Source organism: Micromonospora sp. DT229 (genome assembly GCF_049844505.1).
Lineage (GTDB): Bacteria > Actinomycetota > Actinomycetes > Mycobacteriales > Micromonosporaceae > Micromonospora.
Genome location: NZ_JBNCLD010000004.1, coordinates 209901 through 229174, shown reverse-complemented (window position 1 = coordinate 229174; position 19274 = coordinate 209901). Strand labels below are relative to the sequence as shown.

At 71.2% G+C, this 19274-nt stretch carries 16 protein-coding genes; 6 read left to right on the top strand and 10 right to left on the bottom strand.

Annotation, left to right across the window (positions count from 1 at the left end):
- Positions 1 to 23: 23 nt before the first annotated feature.
- Positions 24 to 2120, bottom strand: a complete 2097-nt coding sequence (locus ACLQ2T_RS08475) for a protein kinase domain-containing protein (RefSeq protein WP_425765430.1) — start codon at positions 2118 to 2120, stop codon at positions 24 to 26.
- Positions 2121 to 2330: 210 nt separating this feature from the next.
- Here ACLQ2T_RS08475 and ACLQ2T_RS08470 point away from each other — a divergent pair, with 210 nt between their 5' ends.
- On the top strand, positions 2331 to 3914 hold the full coding sequence (locus ACLQ2T_RS08470; RefSeq protein WP_425765429.1) for an acyl-CoA mutase large subunit family protein: 1584 nt from the start codon (positions 2331 to 2333) through the stop codon (positions 3912 to 3914).
- 454 nt (positions 3915 to 4368) lie between these two features.
- Positions 4369 to 5613, top strand: a complete 1245-nt coding sequence (locus tag ACLQ2T_RS08465; RefSeq protein WP_425765428.1) for an amidohydrolase — start codon at positions 4369 to 4371, stop codon at positions 5611 to 5613.
- Here ACLQ2T_RS08465 and ACLQ2T_RS08460 read toward each other — a convergent pair.
- On the bottom strand, positions 5570 to 6550 hold the full coding sequence (locus tag ACLQ2T_RS08460) for a DUF4349 domain-containing protein (RefSeq protein WP_425765427.1): 981 nt from the start codon (positions 6548 to 6550) through the stop codon (positions 5570 to 5572). The two genes, ACLQ2T_RS08465 and ACLQ2T_RS08460, sit on opposite strands and share 44 nt — an antisense overlap.
- Before the next feature lie 116 nt (positions 6551 to 6666).
- On the opposite strand from ACLQ2T_RS08460, the gene ACLQ2T_RS08455 reads away from it, so the two are divergent.
- From ACLQ2T_RS08455 to ACLQ2T_RS08445, 3 genes are read left to right on the top strand one after another with little or no spacing between them, the layout of a single operon-like run.
- The gene (locus tag ACLQ2T_RS08455; RefSeq protein ID WP_425765426.1) at positions 6667 to 7299 is read left to right on the top strand and encodes an MBL fold metallo-hydrolase; all 633 of its coding nucleotides are present in this window, start codon (positions 6667 to 6669) and stop codon (positions 7297 to 7299) included.
- Between the two features lie 5 nt (positions 7300 to 7304).
- Complete coding sequence (locus ACLQ2T_RS08450; protein ID WP_425765425.1) at positions 7305 to 8237, top strand: hypothetical protein; 933 nt, start codon at positions 7305 to 7307, stop codon at positions 8235 to 8237.
- A gap of 59 nt (positions 8238 to 8296) precedes the next feature.
- Positions 8297 to 9034 (top strand): SCO6745 family protein, encoded by a 738-nt coding sequence (locus tag ACLQ2T_RS08445; protein ID WP_425765424.1) that lies wholly within the window; start codon positions 8297 to 8299, stop codon positions 9032 to 9034.
- A gap of 174 nt (positions 9035 to 9208) precedes the next feature.
- Here ACLQ2T_RS08445 and ACLQ2T_RS08440 read toward each other — a convergent pair whose 3' ends face one another.
- Complete coding sequence (locus ACLQ2T_RS08440) at positions 9209 to 9664, bottom strand: gamma-glutamylcyclotransferase (protein ID WP_425765423.1); 456 nt, start codon at positions 9662 to 9664, stop codon at positions 9209 to 9211.
- A gap of 106 nt (positions 9665 to 9770) precedes the next feature.
- Here ACLQ2T_RS08440 and ACLQ2T_RS08435 point away from each other — a divergent pair, with 106 nt between their 5' ends.
- Positions 9771 to 11174, top strand: coding sequence for an NAD(P)H-quinone dehydrogenase (locus ACLQ2T_RS08435; protein WP_425765593.1), 1404 nt, complete (start codon positions 9771 to 9773; stop codon positions 11172 to 11174).
- Here the strand turns inward: ACLQ2T_RS08435 and ACLQ2T_RS08430 are convergent.
- The 7 genes from ACLQ2T_RS08430 to ACLQ2T_RS08400 form a co-directional block, all read right to left on the bottom strand.
- A complete protein-coding gene (locus ACLQ2T_RS08430) occupies positions 11131 to 11805 on the bottom strand; it encodes a DUF998 domain-containing protein (protein ID WP_425765422.1) in 675 nt (224 codons plus the stop codon). The genes ACLQ2T_RS08435 and ACLQ2T_RS08430 overlap by 44 nt on opposite strands.
- Positions 11806 to 11922: 117 nt before the next feature.
- Positions 11923 to 12537, bottom strand: coding sequence for a DedA family protein (locus ACLQ2T_RS08425; protein WP_425765421.1), 615 nt, complete (start codon positions 12535 to 12537; stop codon positions 11923 to 11925).
- Positions 12538 to 12828: 291 nt separating this feature from the next.
- On the bottom strand, positions 12829 to 14859 hold the full coding sequence (locus ACLQ2T_RS08420; RefSeq protein ID WP_425765420.1) for an ABC transporter ATP-binding protein: 2031 nt from the start codon (positions 14857 to 14859) through the stop codon (positions 12829 to 12831).
- The gene (locus ACLQ2T_RS08415; protein ID WP_425765419.1) at positions 14856 to 16589 is read right to left on the bottom strand and encodes an ABC transporter ATP-binding protein; all 1734 of its coding nucleotides are present in this window, start codon (positions 16587 to 16589) and stop codon (positions 14856 to 14858) included. The genes ACLQ2T_RS08420 and ACLQ2T_RS08415 overlap by 4 nt, the downstream gene beginning before the upstream one ends.
- Positions 16583 to 17050 (bottom strand): MarR family winged helix-turn-helix transcriptional regulator, encoded by a 468-nt coding sequence (locus ACLQ2T_RS08410; RefSeq protein ID WP_425765418.1) that lies wholly within the window; start codon positions 17048 to 17050, stop codon positions 16583 to 16585. Before ACLQ2T_RS08410 ends, ACLQ2T_RS08415 begins: the two co-directional genes overlap by 7 nt.
- Positions 17051 to 17108: 58 nt before the next feature.
- Positions 17109 to 18548: a GuaB1 family IMP dehydrogenase-related protein gene (locus ACLQ2T_RS08405; protein WP_425765417.1), complete on the bottom strand. Its 1440-nt coding sequence runs from the start codon at positions 18546 to 18548 to the stop codon at positions 17109 to 17111.
- A 59-nt stretch (positions 18549 to 18607) separates the two neighbouring features.
- Positions 18608 to 19204: a LysE/ArgO family amino acid transporter gene (locus tag ACLQ2T_RS08400; RefSeq protein WP_425765416.1), complete on the bottom strand. Its 597-nt coding sequence runs from the start codon at positions 19202 to 19204 to the stop codon at positions 18608 to 18610.
- Positions 19205 to 19274: the final 70 nt, after the last annotated feature.

The window sequence follows — 19274 nt, the reverse complement described above, 5'->3', positions numbered from 1 at the left end:
TCACCACGGGCCCTCGCCCCGACTCAGCCGGCGTTGGTGAGCTGGAACGACTTCACCATCTCGTCGTAGATTGGCTTGCTCTCCTCGAAGCGGGAGTCCGTCGCGGTCAGGTAGAAGGAGTACATCCGGCCCTCGTGGGCCACCCCCTGCCAGATCCCGTGCCGCATGCTGTCGCCCTGGCCGCAGGTGTACTCGAACTCGGCCGACGGCTTACCGGCCAGTTCCTTCTGTTCCATCGAGATCTGGTTGTACGGCTTGGCGCAGGAGGTCGACCTGCTCTTCAGGAAGTTCTCGGCGCTCTGCGCCCAGCGAGCCGAGTCGCCACGCCACTCCTCGTTCAGGATGCGTACCCGCCGGCCGCTGTCCTCCGGGTCGGTGTAGTCGACATAGACGCCACCGCTGGCCTTCTTCCAGCCCTTGGGCACCAGCACCTGCACTCCGCGCCCCGAGTGCTCCTGCATCTCGATGCCGGGTCCCGCGTCGGCGGAGGGGGAGGGGTCGGCGACCGGGGTGGTCGGTGACGAGTCGTCGCCGCCGGAGAGCGCCACGATCCCGATCAGCAGGATCAGCACCAGGCCGCCGGCCGCGGCGAGCTGCATCTTGCGCGGCCAGCCCTTGACGGTGCCGACCAGTTGGGTGCCGGCTGCCTTCGCCTTGTCCATCGGGCTGCCGCCGGTGGGGGTCGGCCGGGCACCGTACGGCTGGCTGGGTGCGGCCGGCCACTGGCCGCCGTAGTCACCGCCGATGTGCTGGGTGGCCTCCGGCTGCCCGCCGCCATAACCGAACGCCCCCGGCCCCACGCGTTGCGTGGCGTCCGCCCCGCCGATGTGCTGGGTGGCCTCGGCTCCGCCGAACCGTTGCGTGGCGTCCGCACCGCCGATCCGCTGGGTCGCCGCCGCGCCGCCGATGTGCTGGGTGGCGTCGGCACCGCCGCCGTAGGTCCGGCCGATCGGTGGCGGGGACATCGCGCCGTGCTGTGCCGGTCGGGCCAGGGTGTCGGCGCTGGTCTCCTCCATCGCAACGGCGTTGACCGGGGTGGTCTGGCCGGGGCGTTCCCCCCGGCGCAGCGCGGCCAGCCGGTCGGTCAGCGACTCGCCGGGGGCCAGCATCGCCGAGCCGCCGATCTGGCCGGAGGGCTTGCCCTTGGCCGGGGTGGGTGGGGCGCTGATCGCCGCGGGCTGCTGCGGCATCTGCATCACCGAGTACGGGTCGGTCATCGAGTTGACCGCGGCGGCGTTGCTGCTGAGCGGGCCGGCGAGCAGTTCGCGCAGCATGGCGCGGGCGGTGTGCACGTCGAGTCGGCGGGCCGGGTCCTTCTCCAGCAGGCCCATCAGCACCCGGGTCAGCGGGCCGCTGCGCTGCGGCGGGGCCGGTGGGTCCTCGACCACGGCGTGCATGGTCTCGATCGGGTCGCCCCGGTCGAAGGGGGGCCGACCCTCCACCGCGGTGTAGAGGGTCACGCCGAGGGAGAACAGATCGCTGGGCGGGCCGAACTCCTGCCCCATGGCCCGCTCGGGCGAGATGAAGTGCGGTGAGCCGAGCACCATGCCCGGCGTGGTGAGCTGCACGTCGGTCGGCATCCGGGCCACCCCGAAGTCGGTGAGCACACACCTGCCGTCGGAGCAGATCAGCACGTTGGCCGGCTTGACGTCGCGGTGCAGCACACCGATCGCGTGGGCCACCTCCAGGGCACCGAGCAGAGCGATGCCGATCTTGGCGACCACCCGTTGGGCGATCGGCCCGTCCTCGATCACCATGTCCGCCAGGCTGCGGGCGTCCAGCAGCTCCATCACGATCCAGGGCCGACCCGCCTCGGTCACCACGTCGTACACCTGCACGACGGCCGGGTGGGCGATGGCGGCGGCGGCGCGGGCTTCGCGCAGGGTGCGTTCGTACATCGCGTCGCGGTCACTGGGGGCCAGCCCCGGCGGTAGGACGACCTCCTTGACGGCCACGTCGCGGCGCAGCAGCGTGTCTGTGGCTCGCCAGACCGTGCCCATGCCACCGTTGCCCACCGCCGATCGCAGCGAGTAGCGGTCACCGATGACGGTGCCGGGTGTCGCGCGTCCATTGGTGGGAGTGCTGACTGGTCCGCCGCTCCACGTTGGGATCTGAGTCACAGAAAAGCCACCGGGGGAAGTCGAGAGGGCTGGGACACAACCCCCCTATCTTGCTGGTTCAGACGCCCGATGCGAAACCCGCCGCGACGGACGTTTACCGTACCGAACGGTACGTGTATGGCCCTTCACCTCTCGTCATTGCGTTGTCGACCTGGGAATGTGTGTCCCCCCTCACCCCGCTGATCGACCTGTTCGGCCTACCATCCGGTGATGAGTGAACGGCGGTCGAGCGAATCCGGTTTCCCTGTCAAGGACGTCTACACGGTCGACGACCTTCCCGGTGACCTGGACTCCCGACTGGGCACCCCGGGCCAGTATCCGTACACCCGTGGCGTGTACCCCACGATGTACACCTCTCGCCCGTGGACCATGCGCCAGTATGCCGGTTTCGGCACCGCCACCGAGTCCAACGCGCGGTACCACCAGTTGTTGCGGGCCGGGACGATGGGCCTCTCGGTCGCCTTCGACCTGCCCACCCAGATGGGGTACGACTCCGACGACCCGATCGCCTCCGGCGAGGTGGGCAAGGTCGGGGTGGCCATCGACTCGATCGAGGACATGCGGCTGCTGTTCGACGGCATCCCGCTGGACCAGGTCTCCACCTCGATGACGATCAACGCCCCCGGTTCGGTGCTGCTGCTGCTCTACCAACTGGTCGCCGAGGAGAACGGGGTGCCGGGCGCCGCCCTGAACGGCACCATCCAGAACGACATCCTCAAGGAGTACATCGCCCGGGGGACCTACATCTTCCCGCCGAAGCCCTCCCTGCGGCTGGTCGCGGACACCTTCGGCTACTGCCGGAGCGAGGTGCCGAAGTGGAACACCATCTCCATCTCGGGCTACCACATGGCCGAGGCCGGGGCCTCGCCCGTGCAGGAGATCGCCTTCACGCTCGCCAACGGCGTCGAGTACGTCCGGGCCGCGATCGCCGCCGGGCTGGCCGTGGACGATTTCGCCCCCCGTCTGTCGTTCTTCTTCGTCGCCCGGACCACCCTGCTGGAGGAGGTCGCCAAGTTCCGGGCGGCCCGGCGGATCTGGGCCCGACTGATGCGCGACGAGTTCGGGGCGAAGAACCCGAAGTCGATGATGCTGCGGTTCCACACCCAGACCGCGGGGGTGCAGCTGACCGCCCAGCAGCCCGAGGTGAACCTGGTCCGGGTGGCCGTGCAGGGGCTCGGGGCGGTGCTCGGCGGCACCCAGTCGCTGCACACCAACAGCTTTGACGAGGCCATCGCCCTGCCCACCGAGAAGGCGGCCCGGCTGGCGCTGCGGACCCAGCAGGTGCTGGCGTACGAGACGGACCTGACCGCCACGGTCGACCCCTTCGCCGGGTCGTACGTGGTGGAGGCGATGACCTCGGAGATCGAGGCGGCGGCGGACGCGCTGATGGCCCGGGTCTTCGAGCACGGCTCGTCGGTGGAGGCGATCGAGGCGGGTTTCCAGAAGCGGGAGATCGAGCAGTCCGCGTACCGGATCGCCCAGGAGATCGACTCGGGGCAGCGGGTGGTGGTCGGGCTCAACCGGTTCACGGTCGACGCCGAGGAGCCGTACGAGCCGCTGCGGGTGGACCCGGCGATCGAGGCGGCCCAGGCCGAGCGGCTGGCCCGGCTGCGCGCCGAGCGCGACAACGCCGCCGTGCAGCAGGCCCTGACGGACCTTCAGGATGCCGCCAAGGGCAGCGCCAACGTGCTGTACCCGATGAAGGAGGCGCTGCGGCTGCGGGCCACCGTCGGTGAGGTGTGTGGGGCGCTGCGCGAGGTGTGGGGCCGATACCAGCCGACCGACCGGTTCTGACTTTCCGTAGCGCCGAGTGGAGGGCCGCCGGGCGGGGTATGCCGTTCGGCAGGGTTCCGGCGGGCCCTCCCGGCTGATCTTTGACGCACACCGTGTCCGGTCGGGGGGTGACCGTACGTGTGAACGTGCCACGGTGCGCCCGTCGCCGGCTGTGGTCGGGTAATTGTCGTAGGGTCAGTTGATCGAGCGACTAATGCGACAATTCGGAAAACCCATCAACGGATTTTTCGGCTCGACCGGCCGGTTACAGGTTGTAGGAGGTGGGGGGCGGATGAGGTCGTTCAACGGCGATCTACCTGCTGTCTCGCTCCGCTCTGGGGGCTCTCAGCAGGGCATACGTGACGCTGTGCGGTCCGACGATCACCGGAACGAAGTTGCGCAGAGTCACCATCGAAGGTCTACCCTGTCTGCTGTCCCCGATGATCCATCCATCTCTAGTGATCGAGATTTCGACGTGACGACTGCGCTGACGATGCCCACCGGCGAGCAGCTGGTGCCGCCGCCCGGTGGCCAGCCCCTGCCCGCCGAGCTGGACCACCTGCTCGCGCTGCGGGTGCCGGGCCTGATCGCCACCCGCCGTCACCTCCACTCGCATCCGGAGCTGTCCGGCGAGGAGTTCGAGACCGCCGCCCTGATCGCCCGGGAACTCTCCCTGGCCGGGCTCAGTCCGCGCCTGCTACCCAAGGGCAACGGGGTCATCTGCGACATCAACGGCCGCCCGGACGGCCCGGTGATCGCCCTGCGCGCCGACATCGACGCGCTGCCGCTGGCCGACGCCAAGGAGGTTCCGTACCGCTCCACAGTGGACGGGGTCTGCCACGCCTGCGGTCACGACGTGCACACCACGGTCATGCTCGGCGTCGGCATGATGCTGGCCCAGCTCGCCGACCAGGGCGAGCTGCCGGGCCGGGTCCGGCTGATCTTCCAGCCCGCCGAGGAGATCCTGCCCTGCGGCTCGCTGGAGGTGATCGAGGCCGGCGGTCTGGACGACGTGGTGCAGATCTTCGCGCTGCACTGCGACCCGAGCCTGCCGGTGGGCCGGATCGGCCTGCGGATCGGCCCGATCACGGCCGCCGCCGACAACGTCACCGTACGGCTGACCGGGCCCGGGGGCCACACCGCTCGTCCACACCTGACGGTCGACCTGGTCGACGCCCTGGGTCGGCTGGTCACCGAGGTGCCCGCCCTGGTCAGCCGCCGGGTGCCGGCGAACAGCGGCCTGCTGCTGGTCTTCGGCCACGCCTCCGCCGGCACCCAGTACAACGTCATTCCCTCCGAGGCCTCCGCGTCCGGCACCCTGCGGGTGATGGACCGGGACACCTGGCACGGTGCCCCGGACATCGTCACCCAGGTGGTCCGTGACGTCCTGGCCCCGACCGGCGCCACGGTCGACATCGAGTACCTGCGCGGCCGTCCGCCGGTCAGCAACGACGCTCAGGCGATAAGCGTGCTGACCGCGGCGACCATCGCCGCCCTCGGCCCGGAGGGGGTCGCGGAGACCCCGCAGAGCATGGGCGGCGAGGACTTCTCCTGGTATCTGGAGTACGTCCCCGGAGCCCTGGCCCGACTCGGAGTCGGCCGGGCCGGGCCCAACGTGGACCTGCACCGGCCGTCCTTCGACGTGGACGAGCGGGCCATCCCGGCCGGCGTACGGCTCATGGTGCAGACCGCGCTCCAGGCACTGGCGGCGCTGCGCTGACCCCGCCCCCGGTCACTCCCGGCGGTGGCGGTGCCCCGATCGGCGCTACCAGGGCCGGCTCGGTGGGCCGGTGGCCGCGCCGCCGCCGGTGCCACCACCAGAGCAACCCCAGCGGTACGCCGAACACCAGCAGCCACGGCAGGACCGCGCCGAGCACGGTGACCAGCACGGTCATCGAGGTCAGGAAGACTTTCCAGCCGCCGCTGAGCCCCGTCAGGAAGCCGAGCTGATCGTCCTCCTCGGTGCTCGCGTTCGGACCGGCCAGGGAGACGGTGATCGTCGACAGGGCGGTCAGGTCGGCCAGTCGCCGCTTCTTCGCCTCCAGCGAGGCCAGGTCGGCCTCTCGGCGTCCCAGCTCGTTCTCCAGGCTGATCAGGTCGCTGATCGAGTCGGCCTGGGCCAGCAACCGCCGGGCGCTGTCCACCCGGGCCCGCTGGGTGGCGATCCGGGCGTCCAGGTCGACGGTCTCCTCGGTGACGTCCTGGGTCTCGATCGTCCGACGTTGCTGGCTGCCCAGCCGGGCGAGTTCCTCCACCACCGGGTGGAACCGGTCGGCCGGCACCCGTAGCTCCAACTCCGCGACCGCGTCCGCCGCCGCGCTGCGACGCCGGTCACCGCCGACGAAGCCACCGGCTCGGGTCGCCACCGCCACGGCCTCCCGGGCCGCGACCTCCACATCGTCCACCCGGACCTCCAGCGATCCGGTGTAGATGATGGCGCGTTGCTCGACCCGGGTGTCCGTCGCCGCACCCGCCCCGCCCGGGGCCGGCTCACCGGCCGGCTCCCGTTCGGCCATGGCCGGTCCGGCGGCCCGCTCGTCGGCCGCGGCCGAGTCGTGGCCACCCGAGTCGCCGCTGCCGCACCCGGCGAGCATCAGCAGGGCCAGTAGGGCGCCCACCGCCGCAGTGGCGGCTCGGCGTGCTCCTTGCAGTTCCATCCCCGTTCCCCTTTCCTGGACCCGCGGTGGGGCGATAGGTGGGACGTGCCGCACCACCTGACGGGTTCCGGCAGACTGCGCTGGAGACATCACGATTCGGTATGGGAGGCATCACGATGCGGATCACCAAGTACGCGCACTCGTGCGTGCGGATCGAGCACGACGGGGCGGTGCTGGTCGTCGATCCGGGCATATTCAGCGAATCGGCAGTGGCGCTGGACGGCGCAGACGCGGTGCTGATCACCCACGAGCACACCGACCACCTGGATGCCGAGGCGGTCAACCGGCAGTTGGAACGGCGCCCCTTCGTCATCCACGGTCCGGAGTCGCTGTCCGGGATGTTGGGTGAGGCGGCCGAGGCGCTGCGCCCGGTACGCCCCGGGGACTCCTTCACCGCCGCCGGGGTGCCGGTACGTGCCTACGGCGGTCGACACGCCGTGATCCACCCCGACATCCCGGTGATCGACAACATCGGGTACCTGTTCAACGAGGTCGTCTACCACCCCGGCGACGCCCTCTACGCGCCCGAGGACGTGCAGGTGGACACCCTCTTCGCGCCGATCCACGCCCCCTGGTCGAAGTTCTCCGAGGTGGTCGACTTCATCCGCGCGGTCGCTCCGCGCCGGGTTTTCGCCCTGCACGAGGGCCTGCTCAACGCGAACGGCCTGATGGTGCTCGACCGGCAGTACACGGCCCTGTCGGGCAGCGAGTACCGACGGCTGGAGCCGGGCAGCCGGATCGACGGCTGAGCCCGATGCCCGAATCGGCGCCCGACCTCGTCGAGCAGCTCTACCGGACGCCGCCGGACCGGTTCGTCGCGGCCCGGGACGCCGCCGTGGCCCAGGCCCGTCGTGCCGGAGATCCGGGTGCCGCCCGGGAGATCGCCCGATTGCGTCGGCCCACCGTCGCCGCCTGGCTGGTGAACCTGCTGGCCCTGGAGCGGCCCGAGCTGGTGGCCGACCTGGTGCAGCTGGCCGAGGCCCTGCGGACCGCGCAGCGGGAGCTGCGTGGCCCGCGCCTGCGGGAGTTGTCCGCGCAGCGGCGGGCCGTGGTGGCTGCCCTGGTCGCCGAGGTACGCCGGCTGGCCGCCGAGGTCGAGGGGGCCCCGTCGAGCGGGAAGCTGCCGTTGGCCGAGGTCGAGGCGACCCTGAACGCCGCCCTGTCCGACGCCCAGGTAGCCGAGCAGATCCGCTCCGGTCGCCTGCTGCGCTCCGCCCACTACGCCGGTTTCGGTGAGGTACCCCGGCCGCAACTGCGCCTGGTGACCGGTGGGCAGGAGCCGCCGGCCGTACCGCCGCGACAACAGCCCGCCCAGGGCAGCGCGCTGCGGGCCGAACAGGCCCAGCGGGCGGCCCGCGCCGAGCGCGAGCGCCGCCGTCGGGCCCTGGCCAAGGAGCTGAACCGGGCCCGTACCGACCAGGACCGGGCCGAGGAGGAGTTGGCGGGCGCGGCGGCGGCCGAGCGGGACGGCGCCGCCGCCCTGGACCGACTGGAAGCGGAGTTGGCCGAGTTGGAGCGCCGACGGGCCGTGGCCGAGCAGGAACTCAGCCGGGCCCGGTTGGCCCGCCGGGCGGCCGAACGGGCCGCCGGTGCGGCCCGCCGCCGCACCGGTGAGGTCGAAGCCGCCGTCGAGGCGTTGGACGCCGAGGAGGAGGATGCCGGCTCGGCCGGTGGCGGGGCAGACTGATGTCCCATGGACGGACCATCGGCGCGCTCCCTGACGGACGGACCCTCGGGTGGCTGGGGATGACGCCGGAACAGGTGGCGGCGGCCAGCAAGCCTGCGGTGCTCGCCCTGGGTGAGGCGTACGGCCGGTGCCCCAGCACCCTGCGGCGGGCCCGGCTGCTCGGCATCTCGGGCTGGGCCTTCTACATCACCGGCCGGGCCGGTGCCCTGGGGGACGTACGCGCCGAGACGGCCGCCGCGGCCCTCGGCTTCATCGCCCCGGAGGCGGTGGCCGACGGCTGGGAGGGCGCCGCCCGGACGGTACGCCCCTTGGAGGTGGCCGCCGCCAGCCTGGCCGAGTGCTGCCGTTGGGGCGAGGACCGGCTGGCCGACCTGCCCCACCTGGACCGGCTGGTCGACCTGGTGGAGCGGGCCGTGACGGCGGCCGACGCCAGCGCCATGCCGCTGTTCGCGGCCTGGCGGGCCATGCCCTCGCCGGCCGTGACCCCGGCCGGCCGACTGGCCGCCGGGCTGCGCCTGCTGCGGGAGCACTTCACCGGTGCCCATCTGGTGGCGGTACGGGCCAGCGGGATGACCCCGCTGGAAGCGGTGCTCGCCGGGCCGGAGGGGGAGAGCGGGGCGATCGCCTGCGGGTGGCCACCGCCGTACCCGCCGGTCGGGCCGCTGGTGCGGCGGCGGTTGTGGGCCGAGGCGGTGACCGACCGCCTGGTGGCACCCGCCTTCGTGGCCCTCGGTCCCGCCGGCGGCGCGGAACTGGTGGAACTGCTGGCGACAGCCCGGACCCGCACCGAGAGCTGACCGCCCGGACCGCCCGCAGGCCGGTCGGCCCGACACCACCCGGGGGCGCCCAGCGGCCCGGGCACCCTACCGGACGGGGGATAAAGCGGGCTGACCGGGACAGATCGCCCGGGTTCCGGGGTCGACGCCCGCCGTGTCGGCGGCCGGTAGCAGACTGAGGGTGTGGGAGACGCGCTACGCCGATGCGGTGCCGGTGGGGCGGGACCGCAGTTCGAGGACGTAGTCGTCCGGCGCGCCCGCCTTCTCGGCGGCGTTCGCGATCTCGGACAGATACCACGAGGTGGGCAGCCCGCCCTCGTAGCCGTCGAACACGTACACCCAGGCGGTCACGTCGCCGTCCAGGGTCGACACCCGTACGGTCAGCTTCCGGTAGGTGCCGGCGGTGACCCCCTCGATCTCGTCGAGCTGGGCCGCGTCGTACGGATGGATGTCGTAGAGCGCCACGAAGACCCGGTCGCCGGGCGATTCGACCACCGTGCTGACCGCGCCCTCCCAGCCGATGACATCTTCACCGGCGAAGGTGAGGCGCCAGCCCTCCAGCCAGCCGATGCCCACCATCGGCGAATGCGGGCAGTAGGCGCGCATCCGAGCAGGGTCCAGGTTCGAGCCGTAGGCGGCGTAATGACGCACGGCGATGACGATAGCCCGGCAGGCGCCCGGGGGAGAATACGACAGTGCGTGTCGCACGTACCGGGGAGAAGAAAGTCACTGTGAGCATGGATGAGGGGCGGTCGTGGTGAGCCGGATCGTGATCATCGGCGGAGGGCCGGCGGGCTACGAGGCGGCGCTGGTGGCGGCCCAGTTGGACGCCGATGTCACAGTCGTGGAGGACGAAGGCGCCGGGGGTGCCTGCGTACTGTCCGACTGCGTGCCGTCCAAGACCTTCATCGCCAGCTCCGAGGTGGTGACCGGGTACCGCGACACCGAGGTCTTCGGGGTGCACTCCGACGGCCTGGAGGCCGTGACGGTCGATGCCCGGACGGTCAACGAGCGGGTCAAGCGGCTGGCCCTGGCCCAGTCCAGTGACATCCACGCCAAGCTGGTCAAGGCCGGGGTCACCTTCGTCTCCGGGCGGGCCCGGATGGGCGAGGACACCCTGGGGCACACCCACCGGGTGATCGTCACCCCGCACGGCGAGGAGGCCGCGTACGCGATCGGCGCCTCGACGGTGCTGGTCGCCACCGGGGCCACCCCCCGTCAGCTGCCCACCGCCGTGCCGGACGGCGAGCGCATCCTGACCTGGCGACAGGTCTACGACCTGCCGGAGCTGCCGGAGCACCTGATCGTGGTCGGTTCCGGGGTGACCGGCGCCGAGTTCGCCAGCGCCTACCTGGCCATGGGTGTGCAGGTCACCCTGGTCTCCAGCCGGGACCGGGTGATGCCGCACGAGGACGCCGACGCCGCGCAGGCCATCGAGCGGGTGTTCCGGGCCCGGGGCATGAGCATCCTGAACAACTCCCGCGCCGAGGGGGTCCGCCGTACCGCCGACGGCGTCGAGGTCGAGCTCTCCGACGGCCGCAAGGTGTACGGCTCGCACGCCCTGATCGCGGTCGGCTCGATCCCGAACACGGAGGCGCTGGGGCTGGCCGAGTACGGCGTGGAACTGGCCCGGGGCGGTTACGTGACGGTGGACCGGGTCTCCCGTACCAACGTGCCCGGCATCTACGCGGCCGGTGACTGCACCGGGGTGCTGCCCCTGGCCAGCGTCGCCGCCATGCAGGGCCGGATCGCCATGTGGCACGCCCTCGGCGAGGCCGTGCGGCCCCTTCGGCTGCGTACGGTCTCGGCGAATGTCTTCACCGATCCCGAACTGGCCACGGTCGGGGTCTCGCAGGACGAGGTGGACGCCGGCAAGGTGCCGGCCCGCCAGGTGATGCTGCCGCTGGACGGCAACGCCCGGGCGAAGATGGACGAGATGGCCGACGGCTTCGTCAAGCTGTTCTGTCGCCCGGCCAGCGGCCAGGTGATCGGCGGAGTGGTGGTGGCTCCCAAGGCCAGCGAGCTGATCCTGCCCATCACCATGGCGGTGGAGAACAACCTGACCGTCAACGAGCTGGCCCAGACCATCACGATCTACCCCAGCCTCTCCGGCTCGATCACCGAGGCCGCCCGCCAACTGATGCTGCACGAGCTGGAGTGACCTGCATCGCCGGCGGCCGCCCTGTCCGCCTCCGACCGGGGGTGGGCAGGGCGGTGGCCAGCAGCACGAGCAGGCCGACCTCGGTGAGGATGAGGGCCCGTTCGATCAGGCCGTAGAGGGCGCGGTCACCGGGATAGGCCGACCAGACCTGGGCGGCGGCCAGCAGCAGGCTGGCCACCGCGAGCATCCGCAACCACCGGCCGGTACGGCTTCCGGCGGGCAGGTGGGCGGCGAGCAGCCAGCCGACCAGGGGCAGGGCCAGGAAGGCCAGCACGGAGGCGTACCGGTGTACGTGGGCGGCGGTGCCCATCTCGGTGCCGGGCGGATTCGTCGGCACCAGACCGGCGATCAGCAGCCCACCGGCCCACACCGCGAGCAGCAGTTGAGCCGTGCCCAGTCGACCGCCCGGTCCGGCCAGGCGGCGCAGGGCCGGTACCAGCAGAGCCGAGGCCACCGCCAGGGTCACCATCGCCAGGTGAATGGCTCCGCCGGAGTCGGAGACCGCGTAGTCGCTGACGGTCAGGCGCATCGGGTCCAGGTCCCGCACGGCAAGATGGCCGACGACGGCGAGCAGTGCGGCCAGGGCGATCCCCCCGAGGGCCAGTGCACCGATGTTCCGGATTCCAGGCATGGCTCAGCCTGTCGCCGAACCCACCCCAGAGGGATCCGGGACGAGCACCGAAATTCGACCCCGGGTGCACCCCGACAGGCCATCCGGCATCACCCCCAGGGTGACCGCCCGGTCGGCTCAGTCGGCAGGCAGTTCGGCCGGTGCCGGGGTGAACCGGGCGGCGATCGCCGCCAGGGCCCAGCCGGTCAGGGCGAACCCACCGGCGGCCACCGCCGCGATCACCAACATCCGCCAGGTCGACCCGGTCAGCGCCGCCCCGCCCAGGTGTCCCACCAGACCCCCGTACGAGGCCCAGGCGGTCGCCGCCAGGGCGGTGTAGGGCAGGAACAGTCGCAGGGGATACCGGCCCCGACCGGAGGCGAAGCAGACCGTCATCCGGCCGCCCGGCACGAACCGGCAGAGCAGCAACCCCGTGGGGCCGGGCCGACGCAGGCCGGCGGCCAGGCGACCGGCCAACCGCCGGGTCCGCCCCCGCGTCTGCGGGCGAGGTGGTTGACGCCGCGAGGTGCTGCGGCCGAGCAGGTAACAGGCCAGGTCGCCGGTGAACACCCCGAGAGCGCCGATGCCGATGGCCAGCGGCAGGTCCAGTCCGCCGTACACCGTGAGGGCGCCGCCAGTGATCATCAACAACTGGGTGGGCACCACCGGTACGAAGGCGTCCACCAGCAGCAGCACGAACAGCACGAGGTATGCCCAGCCAGGTGACGCCACCTGGGTAAGTAGGTCGGGCACCGCGATCCCCTCGTGGTGTGGGCGGTTCGGACAGTTACCGAGCCTGACGATGTGTTCGGGGTCACCATGGAGGGCCCTGCCCCGTCGTGACCAGCAACACTCGCTGGTGGTGTGGCCGGTGACGGCTTTGAGCGGGGAATATCGAAATCGGCTGGTGTGCGGTGACGGTCGCCGGAATCTCGCCCGGCGGCGTACCGTTGTCGGCGCGGCCCCGTGTGCGTCGGGTCCCCCGTTCCCGATGTCGGCCGCGGCCGGGCCGCTGACAGGTCCCGTGTCAGCGGCCCGGCACCCTCAGGCGGGCACGGCCACCGGGTCCTCGCCGCCGACCGGCTGCTGGAACTGGGCCTGATGGAGCCGGTGATAGGCGCCGCCGGCCGCGAGCAGTTCGGCATGGGTGCCCTGCTCGACGATGCGGCCCTGTTCCATCATCAGGATCAGATCGGCGTCGCGGATGGTGGAGAGCCGGTGCGCGATGACGAAGCTGGTCCGCTCCGACCGCAGGGCCGCCATGGCCCGTTGGAGCAGCACCTCCGTGCGGGTGTCCACCGAGCTGGTCGCCTCGTCGAGGATCAACAGTGCGGGTTCGGCCAGGAAGGCCCGGGCGATGGTGATGAGCTGCTTCTCACCCGCGCTGACATTGCTGCCTTCCTCGTCGATCACGGTGTCGTAGCCCTCGGGCAGGCTACGGACGAACCGGTCCACGAAGGTGGCCCGGGCGGCGGCGAGGATCTCCTCCTCGGTCGCCTCGGGCCGCCCGTAGGCGATGTTGTCCCGGATGGTGCCGCCGAACAGCCAGGCGTCCTGAAGGACCATGCCGATGCGGCCGCGCAGGTCGTCCCGGCTGAGGGTGGTGATGTCCACCCCGTCGAGGGTGATCCGGCCGGCATCCAACTCGTAGAAGCGCATGATCAGGTTGACCAGGGTGGTCTTGCCGGCCCCGGTGGGCCCGACGATGGCCACGGTGTGTCCCGGCTCGGCGACCAGGGAGAGGTCGGAGATCAGCGGCGTGTCCGGGTCGTACCGGAAGGAGACGTCGTGGAATTCCACCCGACCGTGCGGGTCGCTGACCCGGGCCGGCACCGCCGGGTCCGGTTCCTGTTCCTCGGCGTCGAGCACCGCGAAGACCCGCTCGGCCGAGGCCACCCCGGACTGGAGCAGGTTGGCCATCGAGGCCACCTGGGTGAGCGGCTGGGTGAACTGGCGGGAGTACTGGATGAACGCCTGCACGTCGCCGAGGCTCATCGCACCGGAGGCCACCTGCAACCCGCCGACCACCGCGATCGCCACGTAGCTGAGGTTCCCGATGAAGAACATCGCCGGCATGATGATCCCGGAGATGAACTGGGCCCCGAAGCTGGCCTGGAACAGTTCGTCGTTCTTGGCGTGGAAGGCCGCCTCCACCTCCCGCTGGCGGCCGAAGACCTTGACCAGTTCGTGGCCGGTGAACGCCTCCTCGATCTGCCCGTTCAACTCGCCGGTGTGGGCCCACTGGGCGATGAACTTGCGCTGCGACCGCTTGGCGATCTGCCCGGTCACCAGCACCGACAACGGCACCGCGACCAGCGCCACCAGGGCCAGCAGCGGTGAGATCCAGAACATCATGCCGAGTACCCCGACCACGGTGAGCAGCGCGGTCAGCAGTTGACTGAGGGTCTGCTGGAGGGTCTGCGAGATGTTGTCGATGTCGTTGGTGACCCGGCTGAGCAACTCCCCGCGCGGCTGCCGGTCGAAGTAGGGCAGCGGCAGCCGGTTCAGCTTCTCCTCGACGTCGGCCCGCAGTTGGAACACGGTGCGCTGGACCACCCCGTTGAGCAGCCACCCCTGCCACCACATCAGCACGCTGGCCGCCAGGTAGAGGACCAACGCGAAGATCAGCACCCGGCCCAGGGCGGCGAAGTCGATGCCCACTCCGGGCACCACATCCATCCGGGCGAGCATGTCGGCGAAGTTGTCGTTGCCGGCCGCCCGGGCCGCGGCGACGGCCTGCTCGGCGCTGGTGCCCGCCGGCAGTTGCTGGCCGATCACCCCGGTGAAGATCAGGTCGGTGGCGTGCCCTAGCACCTTGGGGCCGATCACGGTGAACCCGACGCTCAGCACCGCCAGGGCGATGACCGCCGTCAGGTGCAGGCGATGCGGACGCAGTCGGCCCAGCAGGCGTCGGGCGCTGGGCCCGAAGTTCATCGAACGCTCGGCGGGCATCCCCATACCCATGCCGCCGTGCGGACCGCCACGATGACCCCCGCCGGGCAGTCGTCTCGGCGTACTCTCGCCGGCCGGTTGCTGTGCGGGGATGGCCGCCGTCCCGGGTCGCCGCTCGGTCATGCCGGCACCTCCGTGGTGCGTTGGGACGCCACGATCTCGGCGTACGTGGGGCAGGCCGTCAGCAGGTCCTCGTGCCGGCCCAGGCCGACCACCCCGCCGTTCTCCAGCACGATGATCTGATCGGCGTCGATGATGGTGGAGACCCGTTGCGCGACGATGACCACCGCGGCGTCGGCGGTGACCGGCCGCAGGGCCGCCCGTAGGCGCGCGTCCGTGCCGAGGTCCAGTGCGGAGAAGGAGTCGTCGAAGAGGTAGATCTCCGGCCGTCGGACCAGGGCGCGGGCGATCGCCAGCCGCTGTCGCTGGCCGCCGGAGACGTTCGTGCCGCCCTGTGCGATCGGGGCCGCCAACCCCTCCGGCATGGCCTCGACGAAGTCCCGGGCCTGGGCGATCTCCAGGGCCGTCCAGAGTTCCTCGTCGGTGGCCTGCGGGTTGCCGTAGCGCAGGTTGCTGGCCACCGTGCCGCTGAACAGGTACGGCCGCTGTGGCACCAGCCCGATACGGTTCCACAGTTGCTCCGGCGCCAACTGCCGTACGTCGACCCCGTCGACCAGTACGGCACCGGAGGTCACGTCGACCAGCCGGGGGATCAGCGAGAGCAGGGTGCTCTTGCCGGCCCCCGTACTGCCGATGATCGCCGTGGTGCTTCCCGGTGTCACCCGGAAGGAGATGTCCCGCAGCACCGGCTCGGCGGCCCCCGGGTACTGGAACCGCACCTCGCGCAGTTCCAACTCGGCTCGGCTGGTCACCTCGACGACCGGGTCCGGGGCGGGCACCACGGAGGATTCGGTGTCCAGCACCTCCGTGATGCGTTCCGCGCAGACCGCCGCCCTCGGCACCATCATCAACATGAAGGTGGCCATCATGACGGCCATCAGGATCTGCATCAGGTATTGCAGGAAGGCGGTCAGCGCGCCGACCTGGATGGCGCCCTCGTCGACCCGTTGACCGCCGAACCAGAGCACCGCGACGCTGGAGACGTTGAGCACCAGCATCACCACCGGGAAGATCAACGCCATCAGTCGGCCGGTACGCAGGGCGGTCGCGGTCAGGTCGGTGTTGGCGTTGGCGAACCGGGCCGTCTCGTACGGCTCCCGGACGAAGGCCCGGACCACCCGGATGCCGGTGATCTGCTCCCGCAACACCCGGTTGATGGTGTCGATCCGGGTCTGCATCAGCCGGAAGCTGGGCACCATCCGCCGGATGATCAGGCCCAGCAGGATCGCCAACACGGGTACGCAGATCAGCAGCAGCCAGGAGAGCCCGACATCCTCCCGCAGGGCCATCACCACCCCGCCGACGCTCATGATCGGGGCGGCGACCAGCATGGTGCAGCTCATCAACACGAGCATCTGCACCTGCTGCACGTCATTGGTGTTGCGGGTGATCAGCGAGGGGGCGCCGAAGTGGGCCACCTCCCGGGCGGAGAAGCGGTTGACATGCCCGAACAGTGCCGCCCGCAGGTCCCGGCCGAAGCCCATGGCGATGTGCGCACCCAGGTAGACCGCCGCGATCAGGCAGATGATGTGCACCACGGTGAGTGCCAGCATCCAACCGCCGGTACGCAGGATGTAGTCGGTGTCTCCCCGGGCCACCCCGAGGTCGATGATGTCGGCGTTGAGGCTCGGCAGGGCCAGCGAGGCGATGGTGCTGACGAACTGGAGCAGCACCACCATGGCCAGTGGCCGTCGGTACGGGCGCAGGTTGCTGCGCAGCAACCGGATCAGCATGTCGGGTCTCCTGCGGTTCTGCCGGTGGGCTCCTCCTGGCCGATGACCTCGAGGAGGAACTGCCGGATGACGGCCGCCTTGGTCGGGTCGGCGTCGACCGAGGTGAGGGGGCGGCGCGCCTGGATCATCGCGGTCAGGGCGTCCACCCGGTCACGGCCGGTCGGGGTCAGGGTCAGTTTGACGGTACGCCGGTCGGTGCCGTCCCTACGTCGCTGCACCAGGCCGTCGCGTTCGAGGGTGTCGACGATGCCGGTGAGGGTGGCCGGGCGGACGAAGCACAGCTCGGCCACCGCGCGGTGCGGCAGCTCCCCGTGCTCGGCGAGGGCCATCAGGGTGACCATCCCGGCCTGGGTGAGGCCGTGCTCCTCGGCCAGATAGCGGTTCCACCGCTGGCCGGTGAGGTGCCCGGCGACTACCAGCAGTCGGCCGAGCGGAACGTCCCTGAGTTGGACCAGTTTCATGCCGGTAGATTAGATACCAGACAGTCAGGGGCCAAAGTATTTTCGGGGATGTGCCCCCTCACCAACTCGTCGGCAGGGCCATCCCCTCGGTGTAGCCGGCGGTGCTCTGCACGCCGACTAGGGCCCGCTCGTGAAACTCCGGCAGGGTCCGCGCACCGGCGTAGGTGAACGCGCTGCGTACCCCGGAGATGATCTCGTCGATCAGGTCCTCCACTCCGGGTCGGGTCGGATCCAGGTACATCCGGGCCGAGGAGATGCCCTCCTCGAAGATCGCCTTGCGGGCCCGGTCGAACGGGCTGTCCTCACTGGTGCGTGCGCTGACCGCCCGCGCGGAGGCCATCCCGAAGCTCTCCTTGTAGCGGCGGCCGTCCTCGTCGGTGTAGAGGTCCCCGGGGGACTCGTAGGTGCCGGCGAACCACGAGCCGATCATCACGTTGGACGCCCCGGCGGCCAGCGCCAGGGCCACGTCCCGGGGATGGCGCACCCCACCGTCGGCCCAGACGTGCCGGCCCAGTTCCCGGGCGGCGGTCGCACAGTCGAGCACCGCCGAGAACTGCGGCCTACCCACCCCGGTCATCATCCGGGTGGTGCACATCGCCCCCGGACCGACCCCGACCTTGACGATGTCCGCGCCGGCCTCCACCAGATCGCGTACCCCGTCGGCGGTGACCACGTTGCCGGCCGCGACCGGGACCCCCGGATCGAGCCCACGCACCGTCCGCAAGGCGGAGATCATCCGCTCCTGGTGGCCGTGCGCGGTGTCCACGACCAGGGTGTCCACCCCGGCCTCCAGCAGTGCCGCCGCCTTGCCGGCCACGTCTCCGTTGATCCCCACCGCCGCCGCGATCCGCAGCCGCCCCTTCTCGTCCACCGCCGGCCGGTACAGGGTGGCCCGCAGCGCCCCCTGCCGGGTGAGTACCCCGACCAGCCGCTCCTCCTCGTCGACCACCGGGGCCAACCGGCGCCGCCCGACGGAGAGCCGGTCGTATCCGGTACCCGGATCCGCGCCCGCCGGCACGGTGTGCAACTCGGCCGACATCACGTCGCGCAACTGGGCGAAGCGGTCCACCCCCACGGTGTCCGCCTCGGTCACCACCCCCATCGGGCGACCGGCCTCGTCAACCACGACCACCGCGCCGTACGCCCGCTTCGGCAGCAGGTGGATCGCGTCGCCGACGGTGTCCGTGGGGCCGAGCGCGATGGCGGTCTCGTACACCAGGTGTCGCTGCTTGACCCAGGCGACCACCTCGGCCACCACCTCGATCGGGATGTCCTGGGGAATCACCACGATGCCGCCACGGCGGGCCACCGTCTCGGCCATCCGCCGGCCGGCGACCGCGGTCATGTTCGCCACGACCAGGGGGATGGTGGTGCCGGTACCGTCGCCGGTGGCCAGGTCGACATCGAGCCGTGAGGCCACCTCCGATCGGGCCGGGGCCATGAAGACATCGTTGTAGGTCAGGTCGTACGCCGGGGTGGCGCCATTGAGGAAACGCACCCGGCCATCATCGCCGCCGATGCCCGTCCGCGCCGCCGCTGGTGGAGGAAACCACCCGCTCAGCCCAGTACCAACGCCACCGCCACCGCCACCATCACCACCGCGATCAGGCCGTCGAGCACCTGCCAGACCCGGGGACGGGCCAGCAGCGGAGCCAGCCGGTAGGCGCCGACACCGAGTGCGGTGAACCAGCACACACTGGCCAGGGCGGCCCCTACCCCGAACCACCAGCGGTGCTGGTGCTGCTGGGCGATGCCGCCGAGCAGCAGCACGGTGTCCAGATACACGTGCGGGTTGAGGTAGGTGAAGGCCAGGCAGGCCGCCAGGGTCGCACCCAGCCGGGCCGGGGGGCGGTCCGCGGGAGTCAGGGCGCTCGGGCGCAGGGCGCGGCGGGCGGCGAGAACCGCGTACCCGATCAGGAAGGCGGCGCCGCCCCAGCGGATCGCGGTGAGTACCTCCGGTCGACCGGTCACCACCGAACCCACCCCGGCGATTCCGACTCCGATCAGCAGGGCGTCCGACACCGCGCAGGTGAGCACGACCGGCACCAGGTGTTCCCGGCGCAGGCCCTGGCGGAGCACGAAGGCGTTCTGCGCTCCGATCGCGACGATGAGGGCGATGGACAGGGTGAAACCGGCAACGGCCGAGGTGAGCATGGGTCGACCGTAGGGGTGGAGTGGATCATCAGTCCAACTAAAGATTCTTCAGGTGGTTAAGCTGAGCTTC